Here is a 22,160-nt window from a genome sequence, read left to right as displayed (position 1 = left end):
GGGTGCACGCACTAACCGTCGTCAATGATTGGGGGCCTACCCCGCCTGTGTCACCGGCTCCGTTGCCGGCCTGATCGCCTGGTGGACCTCGCTGTCCCCAACAGCTTCGTCGTCTGCCACCCCCAAGGGGCTGACCTGGGGCAGAGCCGACACTCACATGGCGGTGGCCCGTCAGCGCCGTTGCTGACGGAATCCTCCGGGCCGCATCGTCGGGGCCCGAACACCCTGCTCATCTCGGCTTCGCGCAGCACTACAGAGGGCGCCCGCGGGCTGCCGTATGAGCATTGTGGGTCATTTTTCCACGTGGGGTGCCCACAATCGAAATCCGGCTACCACAATGGCCGCGACACTGCACGTCAGAGAGAAATCGGGCGTTTACGGACATCACCGATCGGACCGCTTGCGTAACGACACGGGTCCATCACGGCGGCCGGTCGATCGCGACCGGATCGCGGCCAGGTGTCGGGCGGACCATTGCCACGCACCGGACATCGAAGGCCGCTACCGTCAGGTGATGAGCGTCACCTCACCCACGGGCGGCGGCCCCTCCCTCCCCGCGGACGACGAGAACCCCTTCGGGCGGCTCGGTGAGGATCCCCACGGCTCCCTCCGGTCTCGTGCCGTGAACGCCTACCTCGCCCGCGTGACCTGGCCGATGATGCTCGCCGCGCGCCGTAGCCATCCCAGGGTCACCGCACAGATGATCCAGCGCTCCCGCCCCGGCCTCAACCGCACCATCGAACGGCTCAACCCGCCGCCGTCGGGCACGCGGGTCGGGCCGGTCCGGGAGACGTTTCGCGGAGGCCAGATCCGTGGTGAATGGGTCACGGGCCGGCGCGCCGCGGATCCGCAACCGGGCACCCGGGTCATCTACTACCTCCACGGCAGCGGATACGTCGTGTGCTCGCCGCGCACGCACCGCGGGCTCGTCGCGCGCCTGGGAAATCTGACCGAACTGTCGGCGTTCAGTCTCGACTACCGGCTCGGCCCCGAACATCCGTGGCCCTGTGCGGGAAACGATGCGATCCGGGGATACCGCTGGCTTCTCGCACAGGGCTATCGGGCCGAGGACATCGTGATCGCCGGCGACTCGGCCGGCGGACACCTCGCGCTCGACATCCTGGCCGTCAACCACGCGACACGCACCCCGCAGCCCGGTTCGATGGTGCTCTTCTCCCCGCTCTACGACCCGACTTTCGATCTGGCGGTCGACAATCAGCGCAGCGGCGTCCACGATCCGATCATCAACGCGATCACCGCGCGCAAGATCCTCCGTCTCTACACGCGGACCGCCGACCCCGACCATCCGCGCATGCGGATCCGCCTGACCCCGGAGATGACACTCCCCAAGACCCTCATCCAGTACGGGGCCCTCGAGGTGATGGGCGCCGACGCGCGGGCCACCCACGCCGACATCGTCGGCGCCGGTGGCGTTTCGGTGATCCAGGCATGGCCGGACCAGGGGCACGTCTTCCAGCTGATGCCGAGGTTGTCCTCCGAGGCCCGCCAGGCCGTGGAGACCGCGGCCCGGTTCATCACCGTCACGGCACCCACCCGCACCGACACCGCGAGCTGAGCCGCCGCGCCCCGGCAAAGACACAACGGCCGGTGACGACATTGGGAGATCGTCACCGGCCGTTGCCGTGTCCATCCGAACGAGGACCCATGAGGATCGCCTCCACCACCTGGGATGGCGGGCACGGTATGGAGGAATCCTCAACCCGTCGGCGTGATGGACACGCCCGGTGACGCCGGCGCGCTACGTGGGGGGCATCGAGCGCGACGGCGCCGTCCGGGGCGCCTGGATGGTCAGTCCGCGAACGCCATTCGTGCGCACGCCGTGTCGAGGTCGATCACGTCGGCGTACTTGGCGTCGAGGTCGAACAGATTCGCGTCGTGCACCGCGGGGTTGCGGTCCCCGCAGGCGTCGGCGACGACCTTCGGGATGAATCCGTGCTGCATGGCATCGGTGGCACTCGCACGCACACATCCCGAGGTCGAGACGCCGGCGACGAACACCGAGTCGACTCCGTTGGCGACCAGTGTTGCCGCGACCGACGTGCCGAAGAACGCCGATGCGTACTGCTTGACCACGACGACCTCGCCCGCTTGCGGACGCAGCGGTGCGACGAACTCACCCAGGCCGTCCGGGTGCCCGGCCTCGAGGACACCCAGCGCGGGCACCTTCCGGACGAAGACACCGCCGTCGGCGAGACCGGGCGTGTACTCCACCCGGGTGTGGACGACCAGGATGCCGGCGCGGCGAGCCGCCTCGAGGAGCATGGCGCATCGGTCGACGACTTCCGGATCGGGAAGGCAGAACGGCGATCCCGGCCGGAAGTACGCCTCGATCATGTCGATCATCAGCAACGCGGGCCGGGAACCCCAGCCCAGCGCGCCACCGAATCCCGCCTTCGCGTAGTCGGCGGCGATGCCGTCCGCATCTGTGACCGTGTTCCCGGGATCGTTCACGCGACGACCTCCACATTCTGTTCGCACGCCTCCAGCAAGGCCTGCTCGCTGAGCTCGGACCGCGGCAGTTCCGCCACGACCTCTCCATGATGCAGGACGAGAACACGGTGGCAGATCGCCGCGAGTTGCTCGTGATCACCGGAGAACACCAGGACCGACGCACCGTCGGCGGCAAGGTCGGCGACCCGGTCCAGCAGCTGACGTGACGCGCCGGCGTCGACGCCCTGGGTGGGTTCGTCGAGCAGGAGCACGGTCGGGTCGAGATGCAACCACTTGGACAGCACGATCTTCTGCTGGTTGCCGCCGCTGAACTGACGGATCGGCCAATGCGGTTGCGCCGGAACCGCACCGGACTCTTCGACGAGGCCGACCGCCGTCGACCGCTCCTTGCGCCAGTTGGTCGCGACGCCGAACCTGGTGAACGAGCCCAGGCTCGGCAGCGTGACGTTCTCGGCGGCGGATGCGTCGAGCCAGACACCGTCGCGATGACGGTTGCCCGGCACCAACGCCAGACCGGCGGCGATGGCGGCCCGGGGTCGGTCCGGTTCGACGGCGGTGCCGTCGACGATGACCGTGCCACCGGTACGCGGCAGCTTGCCGGCCAGGACCAGCGGCAGTTCTTCGTGACCCATGCCGGCCAGGCCGGTGAAACCGACGATCTCGCCCTTCTCGACGGTGACCGAGAGATCCTTCACCACACCGCCACTCACGTTCTCCAGCACGAGCTGTGCGGGCGTGGTGCCGGAGCGCTCCGGCGGATCCGGGTAGTAGTCGGTCAGTCGCCGGCCGAGGATGTCGGCGACCAGGTCCGAGCGGGTCAGTCCCGCGGTGGAGCGGGTGAGAACCCGCTTGCCATCACGCAACACGGTGACTGAGTCGCAGTCGTCGAGCACCTCGCTGAGCCGGTGGCTGACGAAGATGACGCTCGAGCCCAGATCGGCGACACTGCGCATCATGGAGGTGACCTGTGCGGCCTCGCTGTGCGACAGCGACGCCGTCGGCTCGTCGAGGATGAACAGGTGACCTTCGTGACCGTCACCGAGTGCACGGACCGCCCGGACCAGACCGACGAGCGCACGCTGCGCCGGGCTGAGGTCGGCGACCAACGTGTTCAGCGGCAGGTCGATGCCGAGACGTTCGGCGATCTCGCGGCAGGCCTTGGCCTCCTGCCGATCACGCACCCAGCCGAAGCCGCGGGTGCCGTAACCGGTTGCGACGCCGATGTTCTCGAGAACCGTCATCTCCGGGGCGAGACCCAGGTCCTGATGGATGACGGCGATGCCGTGCTCGGCCGGGTTGCGCACCGGCAGGTCGAGCTCCCGGCCGAACAGACTCACCCGACCGCTGTCCGGCCGGTAGTAACCGGCCAGGCACTTGATCATCGTCGACTTGCCGCTGCCGTTCTGCCCGCACAGCGCGTGGACCTCGCCGCGCTTGACCTCCCAGTCGAGCGGGTGCAGTGCGTAGTTGCCGTCGAACTGCTTCGAGAGACCCTCGATCTGCAGGGCGGGACCCGCGGTACCGCCCCCTCCCCGACCCGGGAGGGTGGCGGCCGCCGACTCGGGCGTCATCACGCGGCTCCGCGACGCTTGCCGACGAGCTTGGCGAGGGCGACGGCGATCATCAGTGCCAGACCGTTGAACAGCGGGCTGACCCACGATGCCGCACCGGCCAACTGGAGACCGGTGATGCCGACGACCAGGAGGTAGACCGCGACCAGGGTGCCGATCGCGTTGAAGCGGCCGACGGTGATCGCGGTGGCACCGAGGAACGTCGCGGCGAACGGGGCCAGGAGGTACTGGCTGCCGATGCCGGGATCGATCGCGCCGAGGTTGCCGACCAGGATGATGCCGATCAGCGCGCCGGCCACACCCGAGACCACGTAGGTGATGGTGCGGATGCGTGCCACCGAGATACCCGCCAGCAGGGCGGCATCGCGATTGCCGCCGATGAACAGCATGTAGCGGCCCATCGGGGTGCGCTGGTACACGAACCACAGCACCGCCACGAGCAGCCAGCCGTACCAGGTGGTCATCGGCAGGCCCAGCAGCTTGGCCCGCGACAGCTCGACGTAGAAGTCCGGGACACCGGTGACGATCTTGGAACCCGTGATGGCGTACCCGATGCCCGAAAGGGCCGTGAACATGCCGAGTGTCGTGATGAACGAGTCCACCCCGACCTTGACCACCAGGAGGGCGTTGATCAGGCCGACGATGAGCCCGACCGCCAGCGCAGCCGGGATCACCGCGGCCGGCGAGTACCCGTTGGTCGACATGACCGCGACCACACACGCGCTGGTGACCATGACGCCGGGAATCGCGAGGTCGAAGTCACCGGTCCGCAGCGCCAGGGTCGCGGCCAATGCGAGGAGCAGGATGATCGCCTGCGAGTTGACCATCGCCGAGACGATGCCCGTCGACCGGAACTCGGGCAGGAAGACGGCGCACAGCGCGAACGCCAGCACGAGAAGGCCGACCAGCGCATAACGTTCCACGAACGACGTGGCCGGGCGGGCTTTCGTGGAGCTGGCCACCGACTCGGTCGGTGACTTCTGGATCGCCGGTGGGCGAGAGGTGGGCGCCGCGACGGTGCCGAGGTCATTGCTCATGATGTCTCCGTGGGTGAGCCGCGGGCATGGTCAGCCCGCGTGCCGATCAGTTCTTGGACCAGGCCTCTTTGAAGGCGTTCTGGAAATCCTTGTAGTTAGGGTTCACGTCCGCGTTCGAGTCGCCGACGTTGGCCTCGTCGACCAGCCGGGTGGGGATGACGATGCCCGAGGGCTGGGCGCCGGTGACCGAGCGAATCGCGTTGTCGACCATCACCCAACCGAGCCACGCCTCCGGCGGAGCCGCCATGGTGACGTCCTGGCCCTTGCCCGAACGGATCGAGTCGAGGCTGGTGGCGATGCCGTCCCGGCCGAGGATCTTGGCGTCCGGATTGGTCATGGCCACGGTCGGCTCGACGAAGGTGACGCCCGAGTCCCAGTTGGTCATCACGTAGGTGGTGTCCGGGTTGCGCTTCATCGCAGTCTCGACCTTCTGCGGCAGATCGGTCGCGGCGTTGGCCAGGTCGATCTCCTGGATGTCCAGCGAGCAGTCGTCCGGGCAGTTCTCGCGGTAGACCTTCTCGGCTCCGTCGGCCATGTTCTTGTAGATCTCGATCGCGGTCGGCTGCGCGAAGAACGTCGACGCCGAGCAGTTCGAGTCGACCAGCGTCCATGCGGCGAGCGCGGAGCCGTCGGCGGTGTAGTTGGCGCTCACGTTCGCGAAGACGCCGTTGGCCAGCGGGGCAGAGGCGTCACCCGACAGTGCGTTGATGACCGGGATGCCTGCGCGGGCAGCGTCGTTCAGCGAACCGGACAGCATCGCCGGCTCGATGCCCAGGAGGACGATCGCGTCGGCCTTCTGCGCGATGGCCTGCGCCATGCCCTCGTTGAACTTGTTCGTCTGTCCCTGGCCGTCGTACACGGTGGCCTTTACACCGGCTGCGGCTGCGGCCTCGTTGAAGCCCTCGGCGGCGGCGGAGGTGAACTGGTTGGTGACAACCATGATCATCCAGATGTTCTTGCCCTTGGCGGCGGCGAGATCGATCGGGGCCTCCGGCACGATCAGCGGGGTGGCCTCGCGGGCCTTGTCGACGATGGCGCCGGCGGCCTGGGTGCAGGCGTTGCTGATCTTCTCACCGGAAGCGCTCGAGCCGTTGTCGGCCGTTGCGCTGGTACAGCCTGCGAGCAGGGCGCCGGCGGCGACCGTCGTGAGCATCCAGGATGCTGTCTTCTTCATCGGTTCTCCTCGAAAAGTGTTGTGCAGAGAGTGGTTCGGGACTGCCGGGCTCAGTGCTCGCGCAGCAGGGTGCCGAACCCGTGGATCTGGTCGGTGACGCCGTTGGAACGCAGCGCATGCCACCAGGTGGCCGCGTTGATGGCGATGACGGGCTTGCCGAGCCAGCGTTCGGCTTCGTCGGCGAGGCCGACCATGGAGAGGTTGGTGCCGACCTGAACGATGGCATCGACGTCGGGTCCGTTGACCTCCAGGATCGCCTGGCGCAGTTCGTCTTCGCTGACCCGGGCGATGTCCACCGCGGACGGGCAACGCAGTCCCTTGAGGTTGACCACGTCGTAACCGGCCTCGGAGAGGAACAGGCGCACGTTCTCGTCGGCGATCGGCTGGTAGGGCGTGACCACGCCGAGACGCTTGGCGCCGAAGAGGTCGAGTCCACGGCGGACGGCGTCGGCGCCGGTGGCGACCTTCAGGCCGGAGAAGCTCTCGAGCTGTTCGGTGAACTGCCGGTTGCCTTCCACACCGCCCCAGAAGGTCTCCGCCGACATCCCCATCACGAGGTAGTCGGGGTCGCAGGTCAGCACGCGCTCGCATGCGGCGTTGATCTCGCCGCGGATCTGTTCGAGAAGACCTTCGAAATCCTCGTTGCTGCTCAGCGTTTGGTCGCGGATGTGGATCCGGCCGACGTGAGGCGTCACGCCGGGCACCGTCATCCGGTAGTAGTCCGGCTCGACGACCGTGTTCGTCGAGGGGGCGAGGACGCCAAAGACGTTGCGGTAACCAAGAACGTCAACCATGAATCTCCTTCGGGGGAAACTGCACACAATCCGGGGTTCGCGGGGGCTTTTGTGTACATGGGGGTCGTGGCAGATCACTGCTTCGCGTCAAACCATATGGCAGGACCACGGGCCAAGAGTAGCCCAGATCGCGCCGATTAACAGGGTATTTACCAACCGATTGGTCCCGGATCCGGCGGCGGAGTGCTCTAAAACGCTGTTTAGCAGCATTAAAGGAAGTTTGGACAGTTGTATACATGTCCATTGCGCAGGAGGCCGCGGCCGGTCATACTGAGCAGGCAGCCCGACCACGAAGACCAGGCTGCGCCCGGAGCCGGCCGAACACCCGGTGGGGCAAGCAGACAGAGGAGTAGCCATGGCCAGTCAACGAACCGTCCTCACGCTGGACGACGCCGAGGCCGTGATCGCGGCGGCGCGCGCGAAGGCAGCCGAGATCTCGGTGCCGATGGCGCTCGTCGTCGTCGATCACGCCGGACAGCAGATCGCCTCGCAGAAGATGGACGACAGCCCGCTGATGGCGCTCGGCATGGCCGGCGGAAAGCCCTACACCGCAGTCGGTATGGGACAACCGACCGCCATGTGGGAAGAAGCCGGTACCGCCAACGCGTCGTTCGCCGGGTCGATCACCAGCGTCCCGGGATTCACTCCCTTCGGCGGCGGGGTCCCGCTGCACATCGACGGCGTGCTGGTCGGCGCGCTCGGCGTCAGCGGCGGATCGACAGAGCAGGACGTCACGGTGGCCGACGCAGGCGCCACCGCACTCGGTCGCTGACGCGACCCCCACACTTCAGTGTCAAACATCAACGGAAAGCAGGAATCTGACATGGGTACTTTCGACGGACAGATCGCCTTCATCACCGGTGGCGCACGCGGCCAGGGCCGCTCGCACGCCGTCCACCTGGCCAGCCTGGGTGCCGACATCGTCATCGTCGACTCCATCAAGGACAACGTGACGACCCCGTACGGGATGGCGACGCAGGCCGACCTGGACGAGACCGTCCGCCTCATCGAAGCACAGGGCCGTAAGGCATACGCACGTGCTATCGACGTCCGGGATCTCGACGGCCTCATCGCATTCGCCGACGAAGTCGTCGAACGCTACGGCAAGATCGACATCCTGCTGGCCAACGCCGGCATCATGACCGCCGTCCCGATCGCCGAGATGAGCGGCGAGGTGTGGGCCGAGACCGTCGACATCAACCTGACCGGTGTCTTCAACTCGTTCCGCGCTGTTCTTCCCCACATGGTCAAGGCCGGCTACGGACGCGTCGTCGCCACCTCGTCGGGCGGCGGCCACATCGGCTTCAACAACCTGGCCCACTACTGCGCCGCCAAGTGGGGCGTCATCGGTCTGGTCAAGTCGGCAGCCCTCGAGGTCGCCCAGAGCGGCGTCACCGTCAACGCCGTCACTCCGACCAACGTCAACACGGACATGATCCGCAACGACGCGTGTGAGGCACTCTTCCTGCCGGGCATCGAGAACCCGACCCAGGAGCAGATCGAAGAGGCATACGTCATCAACCCGATGGGTGTCCCGTGGATCGAGCCCATCGACGTCTCGCGCACCATTGCCTTCCTCGTCTCCCCCGAGTCGAAGTTCATCACCGGTGAGACCATCGGCCCCCTGGCCGGTTCGGGTGCCACCAACGGCGCTGCCTGACATCTCTTTTCACGCACAGAGCCCCTCGAGCGATCTGCTCGAGGGGCTCTGTCGTATCCGTGTGACATCCAACCGTGTCGCGACGCAGCAGACGTGCGACCGGATGCGTTGCGCGACAGGCAGATCTGATTTCCCAGGCTGGAGACACGACAACGCCCCGGCGGGTGGCCGGGGCGTTGTCGTTCGGATACCGCTGTCGCCGGGAGGGGAGGCGACAGTGGTCAGTTCGCGGGCTGACGCTTCGCGCGCTCGGCGAGCTCGGCGTCGGTGTACCAGGTCTTGCGCGGCGGGGACTTGATCTCGAGCTGGATGGAGTCCTCGAGGGCCTCGCTCATGTGCGGGACGCCGCGCGGGTGCAGCCAGACGTCGCCGGCCTCGGCGATGAACTCCTCGTCGCCGATGACGACGCGCATCTTGCCGCGCAGCAGGTAACCGATCGACTCGTGATCGTCGTGCTGGTGGGTGGGATCGATCATTCCCTTGCCCTTGAACGCCTCGACGAAGATCATCTCCTCGCCGACCATCAGCGCGCGGACGGTGAGCTCGCCGTCCTCCACGGTGTCCTCGATCAGGCTCACCGGATCGGCCGGGATGTCCGAGTTCTTGGTGAACAGGCGCCCGCTGGGCTTGATCATCCGGTCTTCTGGGTCAATCGCCATGTCTATCTCCTTGAGTCAGTGGTCTGGTGGTTCGGGGTTCAGGGGAAGCCGGGTCCGGAAGCTCAGGACCACATCCACAGGTCGGCACCCTTGGTTCCGAGGAAGGAACCGATGGACACGCGGCCCTCCCCTTCCGTGGTGCCGGCAGCGATCTTGTGGGGGTTGCGGGGGTTGAACAGCACCACTTCACCGACCTTCGGTGCGAAGGTGAAGCTCTCGATGGAGTCATCGGTCTCCACGCCGCCGTCGGGGAGGCCGCGTGCGGGATCCTCGCCCTCGGCGGGTACCCACGGCTTGTTGTAGACGGTGGTCTCGCCACCCACGGACGGGCACTGGGTGTAGAGGTTCCAGGTGATCTGGTGCTCGATGCCGCCGATGGCCCACTCCGGGGAGTTGTACGGCGCGTAGTCGGCGTGCAGGTGGACGCCGTTGGACGCGATGCGGACGACCACCGGGCAGTAGTCCCCGTAACCGGGCTCGGACGGGACGAGGATGTCGCCCGGATGGTGTGCACCGAGCAGGTCGCGGAAACGCTGGGGCACGTCGAACGACTGTGCGTACAGCTTCTCCTGCGCCGCAACCGCTTCGGGGACCGCGTCGAAGAACTCCTGCTTACGTCCGCCGTCCTGGCGGTATTCGTACATCACCAGGCCGAGGTAGTGGGTGGGGGTGGCGACGCTGTACGACTTCAGGTCGGGCGATTCGTACACCGCCTTGGTGAACGCTGCGCACTCCTCGGCATCGGCGAAGTTCTCGATGCGGATGGCGGGGATCTCGTTGCGGATTAGGGCCGCGAGCGACTCGGGGCTCAGCTCGGCGGCGGTGCTCTGCTTCCATGCAGACATTGGTCGTTCCTTTCTAGCGCTCTATTGCATACTTTCGTCCGCAGACAGGTCCGGGAACGGCGCAGATTCTTAGCATTGCATACAACTGCCGGTCCGTGGGTGCGTCTGCGTTACGTCTGTCCCGGATTGTCAGATGACGCCCGACGTCCGGAGGTCGTCGATGTCGAAAGGGGTCCGGGAGAGGACGTCGCCGAGGACCTCGGCGGTGTGCTCGCCGAGTTCCGGTCCCAGCCAGCGGATCGTGCCCGGCGTCGACGACAGCTTCGGGGCCACGTTCTGGACCGGGAAGTCGCCGAAGACCTTGTGCTGCAACGTGACGATGGCCTCACGTGCGGCGAAGTGCGGATCGGCGAGCATGTCCTTGGCCTGGTAGATCCGACCGGCCGGCACACCTTTCTCCTCGAGCAGGGCCAGGAGATCCTCGGACTGTTGGCGGCGGGTCCAGTCGGCGATTCGGTCGTCGAGTTCGAGCTGGTTCGCCCCGCGTTCGGCGTGGTTGTGGTACCGCGGATCGTCGGCGAGTTCGGGCTCCCCCATCGCCTCGGCGAGACGGCGGAACACCGTGTCCTGGTTCGCCGCGATCAGGATGCTGCTGTCGTCGGCGGTGGGATAGACGTTGCTGGGCGCGACGTTGGGCAAGATCGAACCGGTGCGCTCACGCTGGTAACCGGTCAGCTGGTACTCCGGCACGGTCGATTCCATGAGGGACAGCACTGCCTCGTAGATGGCCGAGTCGACGATCTGACCACGGCCGGTCCGGCGCACGCCGTGCAGAGCGGTCAGTGCACCGATGGTCGCGAAGACGGCAGCGAGCGAGTCACCGATCGAGATGCCGGTCCGGCTCGGGAGGCTGTCGGGATCGCCGGTGATGTAACGCAATCCGCCCATCGCCTCGCCGATCGAACCGTAGCCTGCGCGGGGCGCATACGGTCCCGTCTGACCGTATCCGGTGACCCGCACCATGATCAGCTTCGGGTTGAGTGCGCTCAGCTCCTCGTAGCTCAGACCCCACCGCTCCAGCGTGCCCGGACGGAAGTTCTCGATGAGGATGTCGGCGGTCGCGATCAGGTCCCGGGCGATCTGCTGGCCCTCCGGAGTCCGCAGGTTGCAGGTCACCGACTTCTTGTTGCGACCGACGACCGGCCACCAGAGTGACTGTCCCTGAGCGCTTTTGCGGCCCCACTGACGCATCGGATCGCCCTTGCCCGGGTCCTCCAGCTTGATGACCTCGGCACCGAAATCGGCGAGCAGCTGGCCGCAGAACGGCCCGGCCAGGAGCTGGCCCATCTCGACGACGCGCAGATCGGACAGCGGCCCCACCTGGTCGTGCTCGGGGGCGGTTTCGACGGTTTCGTTGCTCATCTCGTACTTCCTGTTCGTTGGGAGCCCGATGCGACCGGGCCGGATGGATGCGTGCGTCATCGCCACCGCGCGCAGGGAGCTACGCAGGCGTCGTTGTATGCAGGCGAGGTCGCGGGCCGTCATCGGGCCCGCGGATCAAGCGGTATGTGCTCTGTCGGAGTCGTGGGGTTCGGAAGTGGTTCGGGTGCTGGGGATCGCGGGACGATCAGGCGAGGATCGCGCCGATTCCGTCGCGCGTGTTGTCCGCGCCGATGGTCGGGTTGCTCATCGCGCCGAGCATCGCGGTCCGTGCGTTGTGGAGGTGACAGCGCATGACCGCCTCGACCCAGTCCGAGTTTCCGGCGCGGACCGCGGCGACGATCTCGAAGTGGTGAGAAAGGCTGCGAGACAAGCTGTCTTCGGTGAAGTGTTGGTAGTTCCGGGTCGCCAGCGAGATGTGCCGGACCGACGTCAGAGTCGCCTCGAGCTGGAGGCTCTCCGCCTTCTCGATCAGCGTCGCGTGGAACTTCCGGTTGAGGCGGGCGATTTCGCTGAAGTCACGGTCACCACCGGGACGACCGTGCTCGAACATGCGGACGGCGAGCTCCTCGAGTTCGTCGATCTCGGCGTCGTCGAGCCGGCCCACCGCCTTGCCCGTGGCCACCGGTTCGAGGAGGAGACGGAGATCGAAGATCTCGTTCAGCCTCGCCTCCGACCAGGTGGCCACGCGAGCACCCTTGTTCGGGGACATCTCGACCAGGCCCTCGACGGCCAGCCGCGACAGTGCTTCCCGCACCGGCGTACGACTGACCTCGAGGATCTCGGCCAGTTCGACCTCGGCGAGCCGATCTCCCGGTCCCCATCGACCTTCGAGGATCTTCGCGCGGAGGAGATCCGTGGCGCGCTGTGATGCCTGAGACACTCTTACCTCCTAGATTGCATACATCGTAGCCCGGCAACAGTCCCCCTACAACCGAAATCTCGTGAATTACTGGAACTTCTTACGTAATGGACACAAGACGACTCTTCACTTGCATACATTCTGCGGCTGGGGGAACATCCGGGCATGCCAAACAACACGGCGTCCGAGCAGTCGGACACAGTCATGCCCCTCACCCCGTCCTCCATAACCCCCTCATCGGCCACCCCCGAGTCGGTCACCATCGTGGAGGTGTCGCCCCGCGACGGCCTGCAGAACGAGGCGACGCTCCTGCCGACCGAGACCAAACTCGAACTCATCGATCATCTGGTGGCGGCGGGTCTCCGTCGAATCGAGGCGACGAGTTTCGTCCACCCCAAGCGGGTCCCGCAGATGGCCGACGCCGAGGCGGTCTCCGCCGCCCTGCCGCGCGGCGAGGTCTCCTGGATCGGATTGGTTCTCAACGAGCGCGGACTTGATCGCGCCGTCGCAGCCGGCCTCGACGAGGTCAACATCGTGGTCGTCGCTTCCGACACCTTCAGCCGACGGAACCAGGGAACCAGCACCGACGAGGGCGTCGACCTGTGGAATCGGCTCTCGAAGCGAGCATCGGATGCCGGGCTGAAGACCACCGTGACCATCGCCGCCGCCTTCGGCTGCCCGTTCGAAGGTGAGGTCCCCACCGAGCGGGTTGCCGACCTCATCCGACGATGCAGCGATGCGCAACCCGACGAGATCGCCCTCGCCGACACGATCGGTGTCGGGGTGCCGGCGCAGGTCGTTGCACTCGCCGACGCCGCCCGCCGGGAGGCTCCCGGGATGCCGCTGCGCTGGCACTTCCACAACACACGGAACACCGGCTACGCCAACGCCCTCACCGCGTTGCAGCTCGGGGCGTCGGCTCTCGACGCGAGTCTAGGCGGCATCGGCGGTTGCCCGTTCGCTCCGGCCGCGACGGGCAACATCGCCACCGAGGACCTCTGGTATCTCCTCGACCGCAGCGGATGCGCCACCGGCGTCGACCCCGCCGTGCTCCTCTCCGGCGCCCGCCGGCTCGGCGAGATGCTCGGGACGACGGTGCCGGGCCAGCTGTCCCGCGCGGGCCTGTTCCCCCCGGTCGAACTCCCGCCCGCCTGATCCGGCCCGATCCGAGAAAGGCCCGATCCGAGAAAGAGGAATGACAATGGCACGAGGCCTCTACATCGCCTTCACTCATCCGCGCGACGACTCCGTCGAGGACGAGTTCAACGAGTGGTACACCACGCATCACCTTCCGGAAATTCTTGCGACGGAGGGTGTCACGAGCGCGGTGCGATACAAGTCGGCCGATCCCGAGGCCAGCCACCGGTACATGGCGGCCTACACGCTCGACGGTGATCTCCCCGAGATCGTCGCCCGGATCCACGCCGACGCGGGCAACCGGACGCCGACCACCGCCTCACGTACCGACCCGGGCTCGGAGTTCCGCCTGTTCGAGTTCGTCGAGGAGCAGCACGCCGAGTAGGGCCCGGAAACCCGCGTAAACGGGTGAAACGCGTTGTATGCACCGTATTCTGGGGCGATGGAAACCCTCGTGACCGCGGTCGTCGTCGACGATCACCCGTTCTTCCGGGACGGGGTGTCGCGAGGTCTCACGCAGAGCGGCCGGGTGCGGGTGGTCGGCGAGGCGGCAGACGGCGTCACCGGCCTCGAACTCATCCGGCGCGAGAATCCCGACGTCGCCGTCGTCGACCACCAGATGCCCGGCATGACGGGTGTGGAACTGGCGCATGCGGTCAGCCGCGACAAACTGCCGACACGCGTGCTGTTGCTGTCGGCGGTCACCGACGGCCCCATCGTGTTCCGGGCGCTACAGGAAGGCGCCGCCGGCTATCTGTCGAAGGATGCCGACCGCGACGAGATCGTCGGTGCGGTGACCCGGGTCGCGAAGGGCGAGACGGTGGTGCCCCCGGCGCTCGCAGCCGGTCTCGCCGGCGAGATCCGGGCCCAGACACAGCGTGAGGCGCCGGCACTCAGCGAACGAGAACGCCAGGTACTCGCCGGTTTCGCACGCGGACAATCGATTCCGCAGTTGGCCGCCGAGTTGTACATCGGGGCCGCGACGGTGAAGACCCATACCCAGCGTCTCTACGAGAAGCTCGGGGTGTCCGACCGTGCCGCCGCGGTGGCCGAGGCGATGCGTCGTGGCCTTCTCGAGTAGCCGACGGGTGATGCGGAACTCCGACATCGAGATCGCCGGACTGACCGTCTATCTCGGGTTCGGCGAGTTCGCCGACGAGCCGCGCATCCACCGCATCCTCGTCGACCACGCGATCCGGGGAATCCGCATCCAGGTGCTCCTGCGACTGTTCCTGGCACTCTTCGTGCTCCTGACGGTCTGCCTGGATCCGCCCGACCATGCGGCCGTGTTCAGCGTCGTCACCGCCGTTCTCTATGCGGCATGGTGCGTCGCCGGGGCCGTCGTGGCCCGAAGCCGCGAGTCGTGGATGGTCCGCTACTCGTGGATCGCGCTGCCGATCGACCTCCTCCTGCTGACGATCCTGGCCGTCATCGCCGGCATGTCCAACGAGGTCAGCTGGACCACCGACGCGTTGATCGCCGGCTTCGCGCTGGTCCCGATGATCGCGGCCATCTCGCTGCAGCCGCGCCTCTGCGCGATGGTGGTGACGGCGACCGTGGTGGTCTATGCGGTCGCCAACATCCTCGCCCGGGACTCGAACGGCGAACCGTGGTCGATCATCGTGTTGCGCATCCTCGTCGTCGCGGCTCTCGCGGTCGGGGCGGTCCTGTTGTCCCAGCTGCAACGATCACGGGTGACGACCATCGGATCGCTTGCCGCCGAACGCGCCCGGCTCCTCGACGCGACGATGGAGATCGAGGAGCGAGAACGGCGCGACCTCGCCGACAACCTCCACGACGGCGCACTCCAGTATGTGCTCGCCGCGCGGCAGGAGCTTGCGACACTGCGGGGTTCGGCCGATGCCGTGACCCTGGACCGGGTCGACGGCGCCCTGCGCGACTCGGCTCGCTTGCTCCGCTCGACGCTGAGCGAACTGCACCCCGCGGTCCTCGAACAGGCCGGACTCGCCGTCGCCCTGACCGATCTGGCGTCGTCGTACGGCAGCCGCGCCGGCGCGCCGTCGATCTCCGTGGACACCGCCGCCTGGCCCAGCGAGCTGCGCACCACCGCCGACTCGCTGCTGTTCGCCGCGGCGCGCGAGCTCCTCACCAATGTGGTCAAGCATGCGGACGCCGACACCGCGGAGGTCACCGCCGAGTTCGACGACGGGGTCGCACGGCTGGTGGTCGTCGACGACGGTGTCGGACTCCCCGACGAGGTCTCGATCGAGGAACTGATGCGCCGCCGCCAGGCGGCCGGCCACATCGGCCTGGCGTCGCGGCGGGTACGTATCGAGGGAGTCGGCGGCGCACTCTCCCTGGAGACCCGACCCAGCGGCGGAACCGCCGTCGTCGTCGAGGTGCCCGCGCGCGAGGTCTGAGGGTCCGTGTCCACCGATCGGTGGATGCGGCAATCCACCGGTGGATCACCCGGTCGGCGGAATCCGGGCGGGGTGTTTTCCGAGGAAAGTCATTGGTGTCACCGGGACAGCCCGGAACAACCACACAGAAACCCTCACCAGAGACTCGGAGAACACCATGAAGATCGCGTCCCGCATCGCAGCCGGAACCCTCGGACTCGCCGCAGCCGCCGGCATCGCGCTCGGTGCCTCCGGAGCGGCCCACGCCGGCACCATGCCGATCACCCGCCCGGGAGAGCCGACGGTCGCGATGACGATCACCAACCACACCGACAAGCCCGAGTACCTGATCGGCGGCAACGCCGACGGCGGGCAGTGGGTCAACGCACCGAAGCAGGTCCTCTACCCCGGTGCCACCGAAACCATCACGGCCGTCGCACCGTTCAACAACCACCTCGACGTGAACGCGATGTACCGCATCGGCCTCTTCGGCCCCACCGCCAACTACCAGCTCACCAACCACAAGCTCAACGTGAACACCGGCATGAGCGGCATCTGGGGCCCCCGGTCGCAGCAGTACTGGATGAACAGCAACATCGACACCGGCTTCCCGCAAGCCAACGTCGGATTCGACCAGTGGTGAGTGGAGGACGCCTGCTGATCACTGGAAACACCACAGGCCCCGCGACCGAAACGGTCGCGGGGCCTGTGGCGGTTTCGACGAGCTCGGCGAGCGAAGGGACACCGGTGGATGAGCTCGGCTCAACACATCACGGGAAGAGATTCTCCAGCGAGCCGAAGCCACCTCCGACATCCGTGGCCGTGAAGTTCGTGGTGCAACCGTTGAACGAGACGTTGTCGACGTTCACGGTCCCGGCCTTGTTCGTGGGCTGGCTCGAGATGCCGTAGTGGTCGACGACGGTCTTGTTGCCGGCAGCGGCGACGAGCTCATCCAGGGTTGCGGTCTGGGCCCTCGGGATACCGGGGAGGTCACGCGTCGCCCACCACTGGTCGGACTCGGTGGCGTCGGCCTTGGTCTTGCCGTCCGGGGCGGACCACACCAGGGTCGCGAATCCGTCGCCGGATCCGGTCTCTGCGCCGGTCACGCGGATCTGCCAGTTCGCCTGGCCTTCGGACTTGTGAAATGTCAACGGCTTCTTCGCCACGTCAGCGAGCGGCAGCCGACCGGCCGCGTGGTAGGAAGCCTGTCGCGGCGTGGCGTCGGTGGTCACGAACTGCAGTGATCCGTCATCGTCGTTGACGTCGACGTCGGAATGCTTTCCGGCCTGGCCTTGCTCATCGGAGAAATCATTTCCCCAGCCGGCGGGGTTACCCGGCGTCGAGACCTTTGCGCAATTGTTTTCGTCCACCGGCGCAGCATTTGCCCCGGCAGGTGCGATGAGTCCCGCAACGCCGAGAGCTGCACCGACGGTGGTTGCACGAATGAGATTACGTTTCATGGGTTTTCCCGACCTCCATCTATTTCGATTCATGGACATCGGCGAACGTAACAAACGATAAAGAGGCCGGCCACCCCCTTTGAGGAACACATCACACGATTGAAATTGGTGAATGACCGATCGAATAATGTCGATTTACGACAACCCGGACAGAGCGCCCGATCCTCACTTTGTTCTGGCGTGGGTATGAAATTGCACTCTTTTGTGGGTATGAATTCGCGAAATCAACTGTATCCGGCGGCCCGTAATGCCGCCATCAATTCCGAGCGCGACCCGGCATCCAATCGGCGTCGAATACGGGACACGTGGTGCTCCACGGTCTTCGCCGAGATGAACAGGCGGGCACCGATCTCGCGGTATGTGAATCCCTGCAGGAGTTCTCGTGCGACCTCGGCCTCGCGCTCGGTCAGCAGGCCGTCGACCGGTCGGGGGCGCCGCCGATCCGCGTCGACCGACCGGGCCGTCTCCAGCAGGCCCGCCGACGTGCCCGGGTCGCCGGTGCGTAACGCCGCGATCCCCGCCAAACGGCTTGCTTCCCAATCCAATCCACGCAACCGAAGGGCGGCCACCGCGTCGGCCACCTGCACGTCATCGGTGGTCCCCGCCGGCTCGAAGGTGAGCGCTGTCCACGCGCGGGCGGCCGTCACGAGGCCCGACGTGCTCGTGTTGCGCCCGGCGACTCCCTCGAGCAATCGTCGACGCTCGGTCGCGAGCCCGGTATCGCGGGCGAGCACCGCTGCCTGGACTCCGGCGAAATGCCACGGTGCCGCCCAGGTCACCGGATTCTCCAGCGTTTCGAGTAACCGGTCGGCCGCGGTGATGTGCCGATCGATCGACGCCGTGTCGTCCAAGCGTGCAGCGACCTGCCAGAACTCGGCGAGGGGTCGCAGGAGATAGAGATCGATCTCGGTCGCGGCCAACAGTGCCGGCGCTTCCGGCCACAGTGAAGCGAGCGCCGGGGTGTCGCCGTTGCGGTGAGCGAGGCCGAGGCGGACGGCGTGCGTCCGCAGACGGTCGACCGCCCCGGCCGGCTCGTCGGCCGGCAGCAGACGAGTGACCGCGTCGAGGTCTCCACTGGCCAACGCGATCTCGGCATCGAGCAGGGCCCCGGCCGCGCAGTCGCCCGCAGCTTTCCGAAGCGCGCGGGCCGCGTTGAGGTCACCGCTGTTCAGCGCCAGTGCGGTCGCGGCGTGCAGGGTTCGCGCGACCGCCGGGTCCCACCGGCCCGGCATGGTGGCCGTGAGCCCCCGAACCACGAGATCGACCGTGTCACCAGCCGCGCCGTCACCGTCTGTCTGGTTGTCGGAGACCGACGCGAGCAGACCCCGGACCGCCCGTGACCGTATCGCTCGAGCACCCACCGGCGGGCGCCCCGCATCAGCGGCGGCGACCGCCGCGGCACCTGCCCGGTCGCCGACCGCCACCAGTGCCGTCACCGCGGAAAGGGATTCGGCCGCAATGTTCTCCGGGCCGAGCCAACGGTAGAGATCAGCTGCGTGAGACCCGAGACCCCGGTGGGCCGCGACGAGAGCCGCGATCCCCACCCAGTGCTCGATCCCGTCATCCGTGGGACGAGCCGACTCCAGCCGGAGGTCCGCGACCTCGCCCGCGCCGTCGACATCACCGGAGGTCAAGGCGCGCTGGGCCATCAGGAGACGGACGTCGTCACGGCCCGGTTCGAGACGGTCGGCGGCCCGGAGCAGGACCACCGCGCGCGCGGCGGTGGCATCGGCTGCACCGGCGAGCAAGGTGTCGACCAGACGGGGATCCTCGATCCCCGATTCCGCAGCGTGCAACGCGTCGTCGGCGGTCAGTTCACTCGCACGCAGACGCACCGCTATCGACGTCCGGCGGAGCTGATCGAGTCGCCGGTTCCCGACGACCGCGCGCAGCGGATCGCCTGCGGCCGAGACGAAGACGTCCGCTCCGAGCAGCAGACCGCTCCCCCGCGCCCGGTCGAGTGCCTCGACCGCTGCCTCGAACGGGACGTCGAGCGTCTCGGCGAGGCTCTCCGGGTCCAGCGGCGCCCGCAGCGACGCGAGGGCCAGGACGGACAGTGTCGTCGGGTCGAGGCCTCGGAGCAGACGATGGTGACGGTCGCGTGCCACACGCTCGACGACCACCAGTTCGTCGACGGTCTCGCCGGGCATCGCAGCCGCCACTTCCTCCCGGATGGAGAGCAACGCAGAGATGACGACGTTGCGTGCACCGCCACAGCGTCGTCGGATCAGCGACGCGGTGGCCGGCGTGAGCGTGAGACCGGCCCGAGCCGCATGAACGAGGACGTCCGCCGTGTTCATCGTGCCGAGTTCGAGGACCGCGCCGTAGCGGCGAGCGACGTCGAGCACCGTGCGGAGAGCCGGGTCGGTTTCCCGTGGTTCGGTCGTGGCGATCAGTCCGATGGTTCCGGCGTCGATCATCGTCGCCGTCCGCGCGACGAGGTCACCCGGCCAGTTGTGGAGGTCGTCGGCCAGCACCACCGTCGGACCGGCCGTGTCACCTCCGGCCGGCATGCCGACGCTGACCGGGACGTCGAGTTCGCGCAACCGCTCGTGCACGACGTCCAGCAGTCCGCTGCGTCCGCTTCCCGGGATGCCGACGACGACCGCACAGATCGGGAGCCCCGTGCGCGCACGGTCGAGGACGTCGTCGACCCACGTCGACAACGAGTCCCGGCGATCACCGATCGTCGGGGTGGGCGACGCGGTCACCCGCCCCGCGTCAGCAGACGACACGGGTGACGCCACACAGGACCTGACCGGTGCCGTCGAGAATCTTGCCGGGCACCTGCAGGACACCGCCCGGGGTGCCCCCGCCACCGGTGCTCGGCTGCTCGGGGACATCGGGGCTTGGTTGCTGATCGGGGACGGGCGCGGGAACGGTATCCACCGGCGCCGGCGCGGGAGGCGGGGCCGCCGGTGCGGGGGCCTGCCCGCCGGTCGAGGGTGCCTGTCCTCCGCGAGGCGCGCTGGTGGTCCCCGGCGCCGGGGTACCCGCCGGGACGGGAGCCGTCGACTGCCGCCGGGCGGGAGTTCCGGTGCCGGTGCCCGCGGCACGCGTACCGGCGTCGGCGGCACGGGTGCCGGTCGCAGCGTCGGCCACGATCGGCGCGGGTTGGCCGGGCTTTCCCGGAGTTGCGTCGACCGTCGTCGTCACCGCACCGGCGGGAGGCGGCGTCGCCTCGCCGGTGGACCCGACCAGACCCGTCCCCACCGACAGTCCGGTGGCCGAGACCAGCACCAACGCCGCGGCACCTGCCGTGATCAGGATTCCCCGCCGGCGCCGGGACAAACGGGGGGCCGGAGTGGTCACCGTGGTGCTGGGCGCCGGCACGATCTCACGCATCGGGCGTTCCCCCGGCAACGGTGCGAGCGCCTGTCCCGGGATCTCGGTGGTCGGCTCGGGCGCGGCGGACGCATGTGCGCCGAGGGCGGCGATTCCGAGCAGCGCACCACCGGCCGCGGACGCCGATCCGGGTTGGGGATCGAGGAGCACCGGCACGCGCAGGGTTGCCGACAGCATCTCGGTGACGAGCGGGATGGACGCGCCCCCACCGGCGAGAACGATCGCGGTGACGGGGACCGGGTGACCTCCCGCCTGGTCGACGCCCGCACTCGCGAGTGCCTCCCGGATCAGCGCCACCGATTCGGCGATAGGCCCCCGCACCAGGTCCTCGACGTCATCGCGGACGAGTCGGGCGACGGTGGTCGTCTCCCCGACGCGGACGTCGACGACCGCGTCGGTGTCGACCGAGAGGGCTTCCTTGGCGCGCCGGCACTCGGAGCGGAGTCGGGTCAGGTCGTCGAGCACCGACGAGGCACGGCCGGGAGCCGGCTCGGCGTCGACGCCGGTGACCCGCAACGTATGTGCCAGCAGGAGCCGGTCGAACTCGTTGCCGCTGACCGAGTCGAGCCGGAGCGGTCGGCTCACCACGCGGGGTTCGTCACCGATGGCGAGCACGGTGACGGTCAGCGCGGAAGCGCCGAGGTCATAGCCGATCACCAGACCCTCACCGAGGGCACCTTCACTGTGTTCGACGGCGGCCAGTGTCGCCCGCGACTCCGACACCCAGCTGATCTCGCCCGTCGGCACGTCGTCCCGTGCGCGGAGGGCAGCGTGGGCTTCGTCGACCGCTAGCGACGTCCACGTGTCGGGATGCACGACGGTCAGGTGTTCGACGGGGTCGGTGAGGTCGAGTCGAGTGAGCAGCGCGGCGACCGCCTCGGCGTGGATCTGCGCGGCGGGTCGGCTCTGGCCACGGTCGTCCAGTACCGGCACCGGATCGCCGACACGGTCGAGGAAGTCGCCGGAACCCACCAGGCCGACGGTCTCGACCGAGAGCGAGTTCTCCCACAAGTGTTCCGAGGCCACGACCGCGACGCTGTTCGCGCTCCCGACCTTCACACCGATCGTGATGCCCATGTCGGTCAGCTCCTGTTCCCACCCGCGGGGGTGGTCGATGGCGGATCACCGGCCACTCGCGCAGCGTGGGTGTTCGTCTGATGGTTCGTGCCGCGACCGATGCGGGCGCTGCACTTCACTGAGTGTGTCGCGGGCCATTACCCGACCGTTAGCGTTTCGGCCGGGATTAGGGGAAAACTCCCCCGCCCCCTACCTGTGCCGCCCCCGGGATCGGTCCCCTGTTCACCGGGTCCGCGACAGGACTAGGGATTTGCCCCGATGCCCCGGAGCGCGCCGCTGCCTAGCGTCGAACTCGACACGGGATCGAACTGCGATCTCTCCGACGCA

General features: G+C 67.7%; 20 protein-coding genes. 8 read left to right on the top strand and 12 right to left on the bottom strand.

Annotated elements, in window-relative coordinates; all coding sequences use genetic code 11:
• Positions 1 to 514: 514 nt before the first annotated feature.
• A complete protein-coding gene (locus RVF83_RS06630) occupies positions 515 to 1,576 on the top strand; it encodes an alpha/beta hydrolase fold domain-containing protein (RefSeq protein WP_039881160.1) in 1,062 nt (353 codons plus the stop codon).
• A 233-nt stretch (positions 1,577 to 1,809) separates the two neighbouring features.
• On the opposite strand, the gene RVF83_RS06625 is transcribed toward RVF83_RS06630, so the two are convergent.
• The 5 genes from RVF83_RS06625 to RVF83_RS06605 are packed head-to-tail and all read right to left on the bottom strand — an operon-like array spanning position 1,810 to position 7,048.
• Complete coding sequence (locus RVF83_RS06625) at positions 1,810 to 2,472, bottom strand: isochorismatase family protein (protein ID WP_005200793.1); 663 nt, start codon at positions 2,470 to 2,472, stop codon at positions 1,810 to 1,812.
• Positions 2,469 to 4,043 carry a sugar ABC transporter ATP-binding protein gene (locus tag RVF83_RS06620; protein WP_005200791.1) on the bottom strand — a complete coding sequence of 525 codons (1,575 nt, stop codon included), beginning with the start codon at positions 4,041 to 4,043 and terminating at the stop codon, positions 2,469 to 2,471. Before RVF83_RS06620 ends, RVF83_RS06625 begins: the two co-directional genes overlap by 4 nt.
• The gene (locus RVF83_RS06615; RefSeq protein ID WP_005200790.1) at positions 4,043 to 5,080 is read right to left on the bottom strand and encodes an ABC transporter permease; all 1,038 of its coding nucleotides are present in this window, start codon (positions 5,078 to 5,080) and stop codon (positions 4,043 to 4,045) included. Before RVF83_RS06615 ends, RVF83_RS06620 begins: the two co-directional genes overlap by 1 nt.
• Before the next feature lie 46 nt (positions 5,081 to 5,126).
• A complete protein-coding gene (locus RVF83_RS06610) occupies positions 5,127 to 6,254 on the bottom strand; it encodes a substrate-binding domain-containing protein (protein ID WP_005200788.1) in 1,128 nt (375 codons plus the stop codon).
• A 50-nt stretch (positions 6,255 to 6,304) separates the two neighbouring features.
• Complete coding sequence (locus RVF83_RS06605; RefSeq protein WP_005200786.1) at positions 6,305 to 7,048, bottom strand: maleate cis-trans isomerase family protein; 744 nt, start codon at positions 7,046 to 7,048, stop codon at positions 6,305 to 6,307.
• Between the two features lie 355 nt (positions 7,049 to 7,403).
• On the opposite strand from RVF83_RS06605, the gene RVF83_RS06600 reads away from it, so the two are divergent.
• Positions 7,404 to 7,820: a GlcG/HbpS family heme-binding protein gene (locus RVF83_RS06600; RefSeq protein WP_005200784.1), complete on the top strand. Its 417-nt coding sequence runs from the start codon at positions 7,404 to 7,406 to the stop codon at positions 7,818 to 7,820.
• 51 nt (positions 7,821 to 7,871) lie between these two features.
• A complete protein-coding gene (locus tag RVF83_RS06595; RefSeq protein WP_005200782.1) occupies positions 7,872 to 8,708 on the top strand; it encodes a mycofactocin-coupled SDR family oxidoreductase in 837 nt (278 codons plus the stop codon).
• Positions 8,709 to 8,929: 221 nt separating this feature from the next.
• On the opposite strand, the gene RVF83_RS06590 is transcribed toward RVF83_RS06595, so the two are convergent.
• From RVF83_RS06590 to RVF83_RS06575, 4 genes are all read right to left on the bottom strand, one after another.
• Positions 8,930 to 9,367 carry a cupin domain-containing protein gene (locus RVF83_RS06590; protein ID WP_005200781.1) on the bottom strand — a complete coding sequence of 146 codons (438 nt, stop codon included), beginning with the start codon at positions 9,365 to 9,367 and terminating at the stop codon, positions 8,930 to 8,932.
• Positions 9,368 to 9,429: 62 nt separating this feature from the next.
• Entirely contained in the window at positions 9,430 to 10,212 is a 783-nt protein-coding gene (locus RVF83_RS06585; protein WP_005200778.1) for a hypothetical protein, read from the bottom strand.
• Positions 10,213 to 10,341: 129 nt separating this feature from the next.
• Positions 10,342 to 11,574: a CaiB/BaiF CoA transferase family protein gene (locus RVF83_RS06580; protein WP_005200776.1), complete on the bottom strand. Its 1,233-nt coding sequence runs from the start codon at positions 11,572 to 11,574 to the stop codon at positions 10,342 to 10,344.
• Between the two features lie 205 nt (positions 11,575 to 11,779).
• Positions 11,780 to 12,475 (bottom strand): GntR family transcriptional regulator, encoded by a 696-nt coding sequence (locus tag RVF83_RS06575; protein ID WP_005200774.1) that lies wholly within the window; start codon positions 12,473 to 12,475, stop codon positions 11,780 to 11,782.
• A gap of 183 nt (positions 12,476 to 12,658) precedes the next feature.
• Here RVF83_RS06575 and RVF83_RS06570 point away from each other — a divergent pair, with 183 nt between their 5' ends.
• From RVF83_RS06570 to RVF83_RS06550, 5 genes are all read left to right on the top strand, one after another.
• The gene (locus RVF83_RS06570) at positions 12,659 to 13,609 is read left to right on the top strand and encodes a hydroxymethylglutaryl-CoA lyase (protein WP_005200772.1); all 951 of its coding nucleotides are present in this window, start codon (positions 12,659 to 12,661) and stop codon (positions 13,607 to 13,609) included.
• 46 nt (positions 13,610 to 13,655) lie between these two features.
• Positions 13,656 to 13,976 (top strand): DUF4286 family protein, encoded by a 321-nt coding sequence (locus RVF83_RS06565; protein ID WP_005200770.1) that lies wholly within the window; start codon positions 13,656 to 13,658, stop codon positions 13,974 to 13,976.
• Positions 13,977 to 14,033: 57 nt separating this feature from the next.
• Positions 14,034 to 14,672 carry a response regulator gene (locus RVF83_RS06560; RefSeq protein WP_005200768.1) on the top strand — a complete coding sequence of 213 codons (639 nt, stop codon included), beginning with the start codon at positions 14,034 to 14,036 and terminating at the stop codon, positions 14,670 to 14,672.
• Between the two features lie 10 nt (positions 14,673 to 14,682).
• Positions 14,683 to 15,972, top strand: a complete 1,290-nt coding sequence (locus RVF83_RS06555) for a sensor histidine kinase (protein ID WP_005200766.1) — start codon at positions 14,683 to 14,685, stop codon at positions 15,970 to 15,972.
• A gap of 157 nt (positions 15,973 to 16,129) precedes the next feature.
• Entirely contained in the window at positions 16,130 to 16,594 is a 465-nt protein-coding gene (locus RVF83_RS06550; protein ID WP_039881159.1) for a hypothetical protein, read from the top strand.
• A 127-nt stretch (positions 16,595 to 16,721) separates the two neighbouring features.
• Here RVF83_RS06550 and RVF83_RS06545 read toward each other — a convergent pair whose 3' ends face one another.
• The 3 genes from RVF83_RS06545 to RVF83_RS06535 all read right to left on the bottom strand — a co-directional run bounded on the left by RVF83_RS06545 (position 16,722) and on the right by RVF83_RS06535 (position 21,833).
• A complete protein-coding gene (locus RVF83_RS06545; RefSeq protein WP_005200763.1) occupies positions 16,722 to 17,411 on the bottom strand; it encodes a hypothetical protein in 690 nt (229 codons plus the stop codon).
• A gap of 224 nt (positions 17,412 to 17,635) precedes the next feature.
• Positions 17,636 to 20,146, bottom strand: a complete 2,511-nt coding sequence (locus RVF83_RS06540; RefSeq protein WP_255220832.1) for a LuxR C-terminal-related transcriptional regulator — start codon at positions 20,144 to 20,146, stop codon at positions 17,636 to 17,638.
• Positions 20,133 to 21,833 (bottom strand): Hsp70 family protein, encoded by a 1,701-nt coding sequence (locus tag RVF83_RS06535; RefSeq protein WP_005200760.1) that lies wholly within the window; start codon positions 21,831 to 21,833, stop codon positions 20,133 to 20,135. The genes RVF83_RS06540 and RVF83_RS06535 overlap by 14 nt, the downstream gene beginning before the upstream one ends.
• Positions 21,834 to 22,160 lie beyond the last annotated feature (327 nt).

Source organism: Gordonia rubripertincta (assembly GCF_038024875.1).
Classification (GTDB): domain Bacteria; phylum Actinomycetota; class Actinomycetes; order Mycobacteriales; family Mycobacteriaceae; genus Gordonia; species Gordonia rubripertincta.
Note: the sequence above shows the minus strand (reverse complement) of the source record. Positions and strands in the feature narration are given on the sequence as shown.

Excerpts from the sequence above, each read along its gene's own strand:
- RVF83_RS06615 (WP_005200790.1), bottom strand. The coding sequence starts at position 5,080 with ATGAGCAATGACCTCGGCACCGTCGCGGCGCCCACCTCTCGCCCACCG.
- RVF83_RS06560 (WP_005200768.1), top strand. The coding sequence starts at position 14,034 with ATGGAAACCCTCGTGACCGCGGTCGTCGTCGACGATCACCCGTTCTTC.
- RVF83_RS06600 (WP_005200784.1), top strand. The coding sequence starts at position 7,404 with ATGGCCAGTCAACGAACCGTCCTCACGCTGGACGACGCCGAGGCCGTG.
- RVF83_RS06620 (WP_005200791.1), bottom strand. The coding sequence starts at position 4,043 with ATGACGCCCGAGTCGGCGGCCGCCACCCTCCCGGGTCGGGGAGGGGGC.
- RVF83_RS06570 (WP_005200772.1), top strand. The coding sequence starts at position 12,659 with ATGCCCCTCACCCCGTCCTCCATAACCCCCTCATCGGCCACCCCCGAG.
- RVF83_RS06565 (WP_005200770.1), top strand. The coding sequence starts at position 13,656 with ATGGCACGAGGCCTCTACATCGCCTTCACTCATCCGCGCGACGACTCC.
- RVF83_RS06535 (WP_005200760.1), bottom strand. The coding sequence starts at position 21,833 with ATGGGCATCACGATCGGTGTGAAGGTCGGGAGCGCGAACAGCGTCGCG.
- RVF83_RS06545 (WP_005200763.1), bottom strand. The coding sequence starts at position 17,411 with ATGAAACGTAATCTCATTCGTGCAACCACCGTCGGTGCAGCTCTCGGC.
- RVF83_RS06580 (WP_005200776.1), bottom strand. The coding sequence starts at position 11,574 with ATGAGCAACGAAACCGTCGAAACCGCCCCCGAGCACGACCAGGTGGGG.
- RVF83_RS06550 (WP_039881159.1), top strand. The coding sequence starts at position 16,130 with ATGAAGATCGCGTCCCGCATCGCAGCCGGAACCCTCGGACTCGCCGCA.
- RVF83_RS06630 (WP_039881160.1), top strand. The coding sequence starts at position 515 with ATGAGCGTCACCTCACCCACGGGCGGCGGCCCCTCCCTCCCCGCGGAC.
- RVF83_RS06610 (WP_005200788.1), bottom strand. The coding sequence starts at position 6,254 with ATGAAGAAGACAGCATCCTGGATGCTCACGACGGTCGCCGCCGGCGCC.
- RVF83_RS06605 (WP_005200786.1), bottom strand. The coding sequence starts at position 7,048 with ATGGTTGACGTTCTTGGTTACCGCAACGTCTTTGGCGTCCTCGCCCCC.
- RVF83_RS06585 (WP_005200778.1), bottom strand. The coding sequence starts at position 10,212 with ATGTCTGCATGGAAGCAGAGCACCGCCGCCGAGCTGAGCCCCGAGTCG.
- RVF83_RS06555 (WP_005200766.1), top strand. The coding sequence starts at position 14,683 with ATGCGGAACTCCGACATCGAGATCGCCGGACTGACCGTCTATCTCGGG.
- RVF83_RS06590 (WP_005200781.1), bottom strand. The coding sequence starts at position 9,367 with ATGGCGATTGACCCAGAAGACCGGATGATCAAGCCCAGCGGGCGCCTG.
- RVF83_RS06595 (WP_005200782.1), top strand. The coding sequence starts at position 7,872 with ATGGGTACTTTCGACGGACAGATCGCCTTCATCACCGGTGGCGCACGC.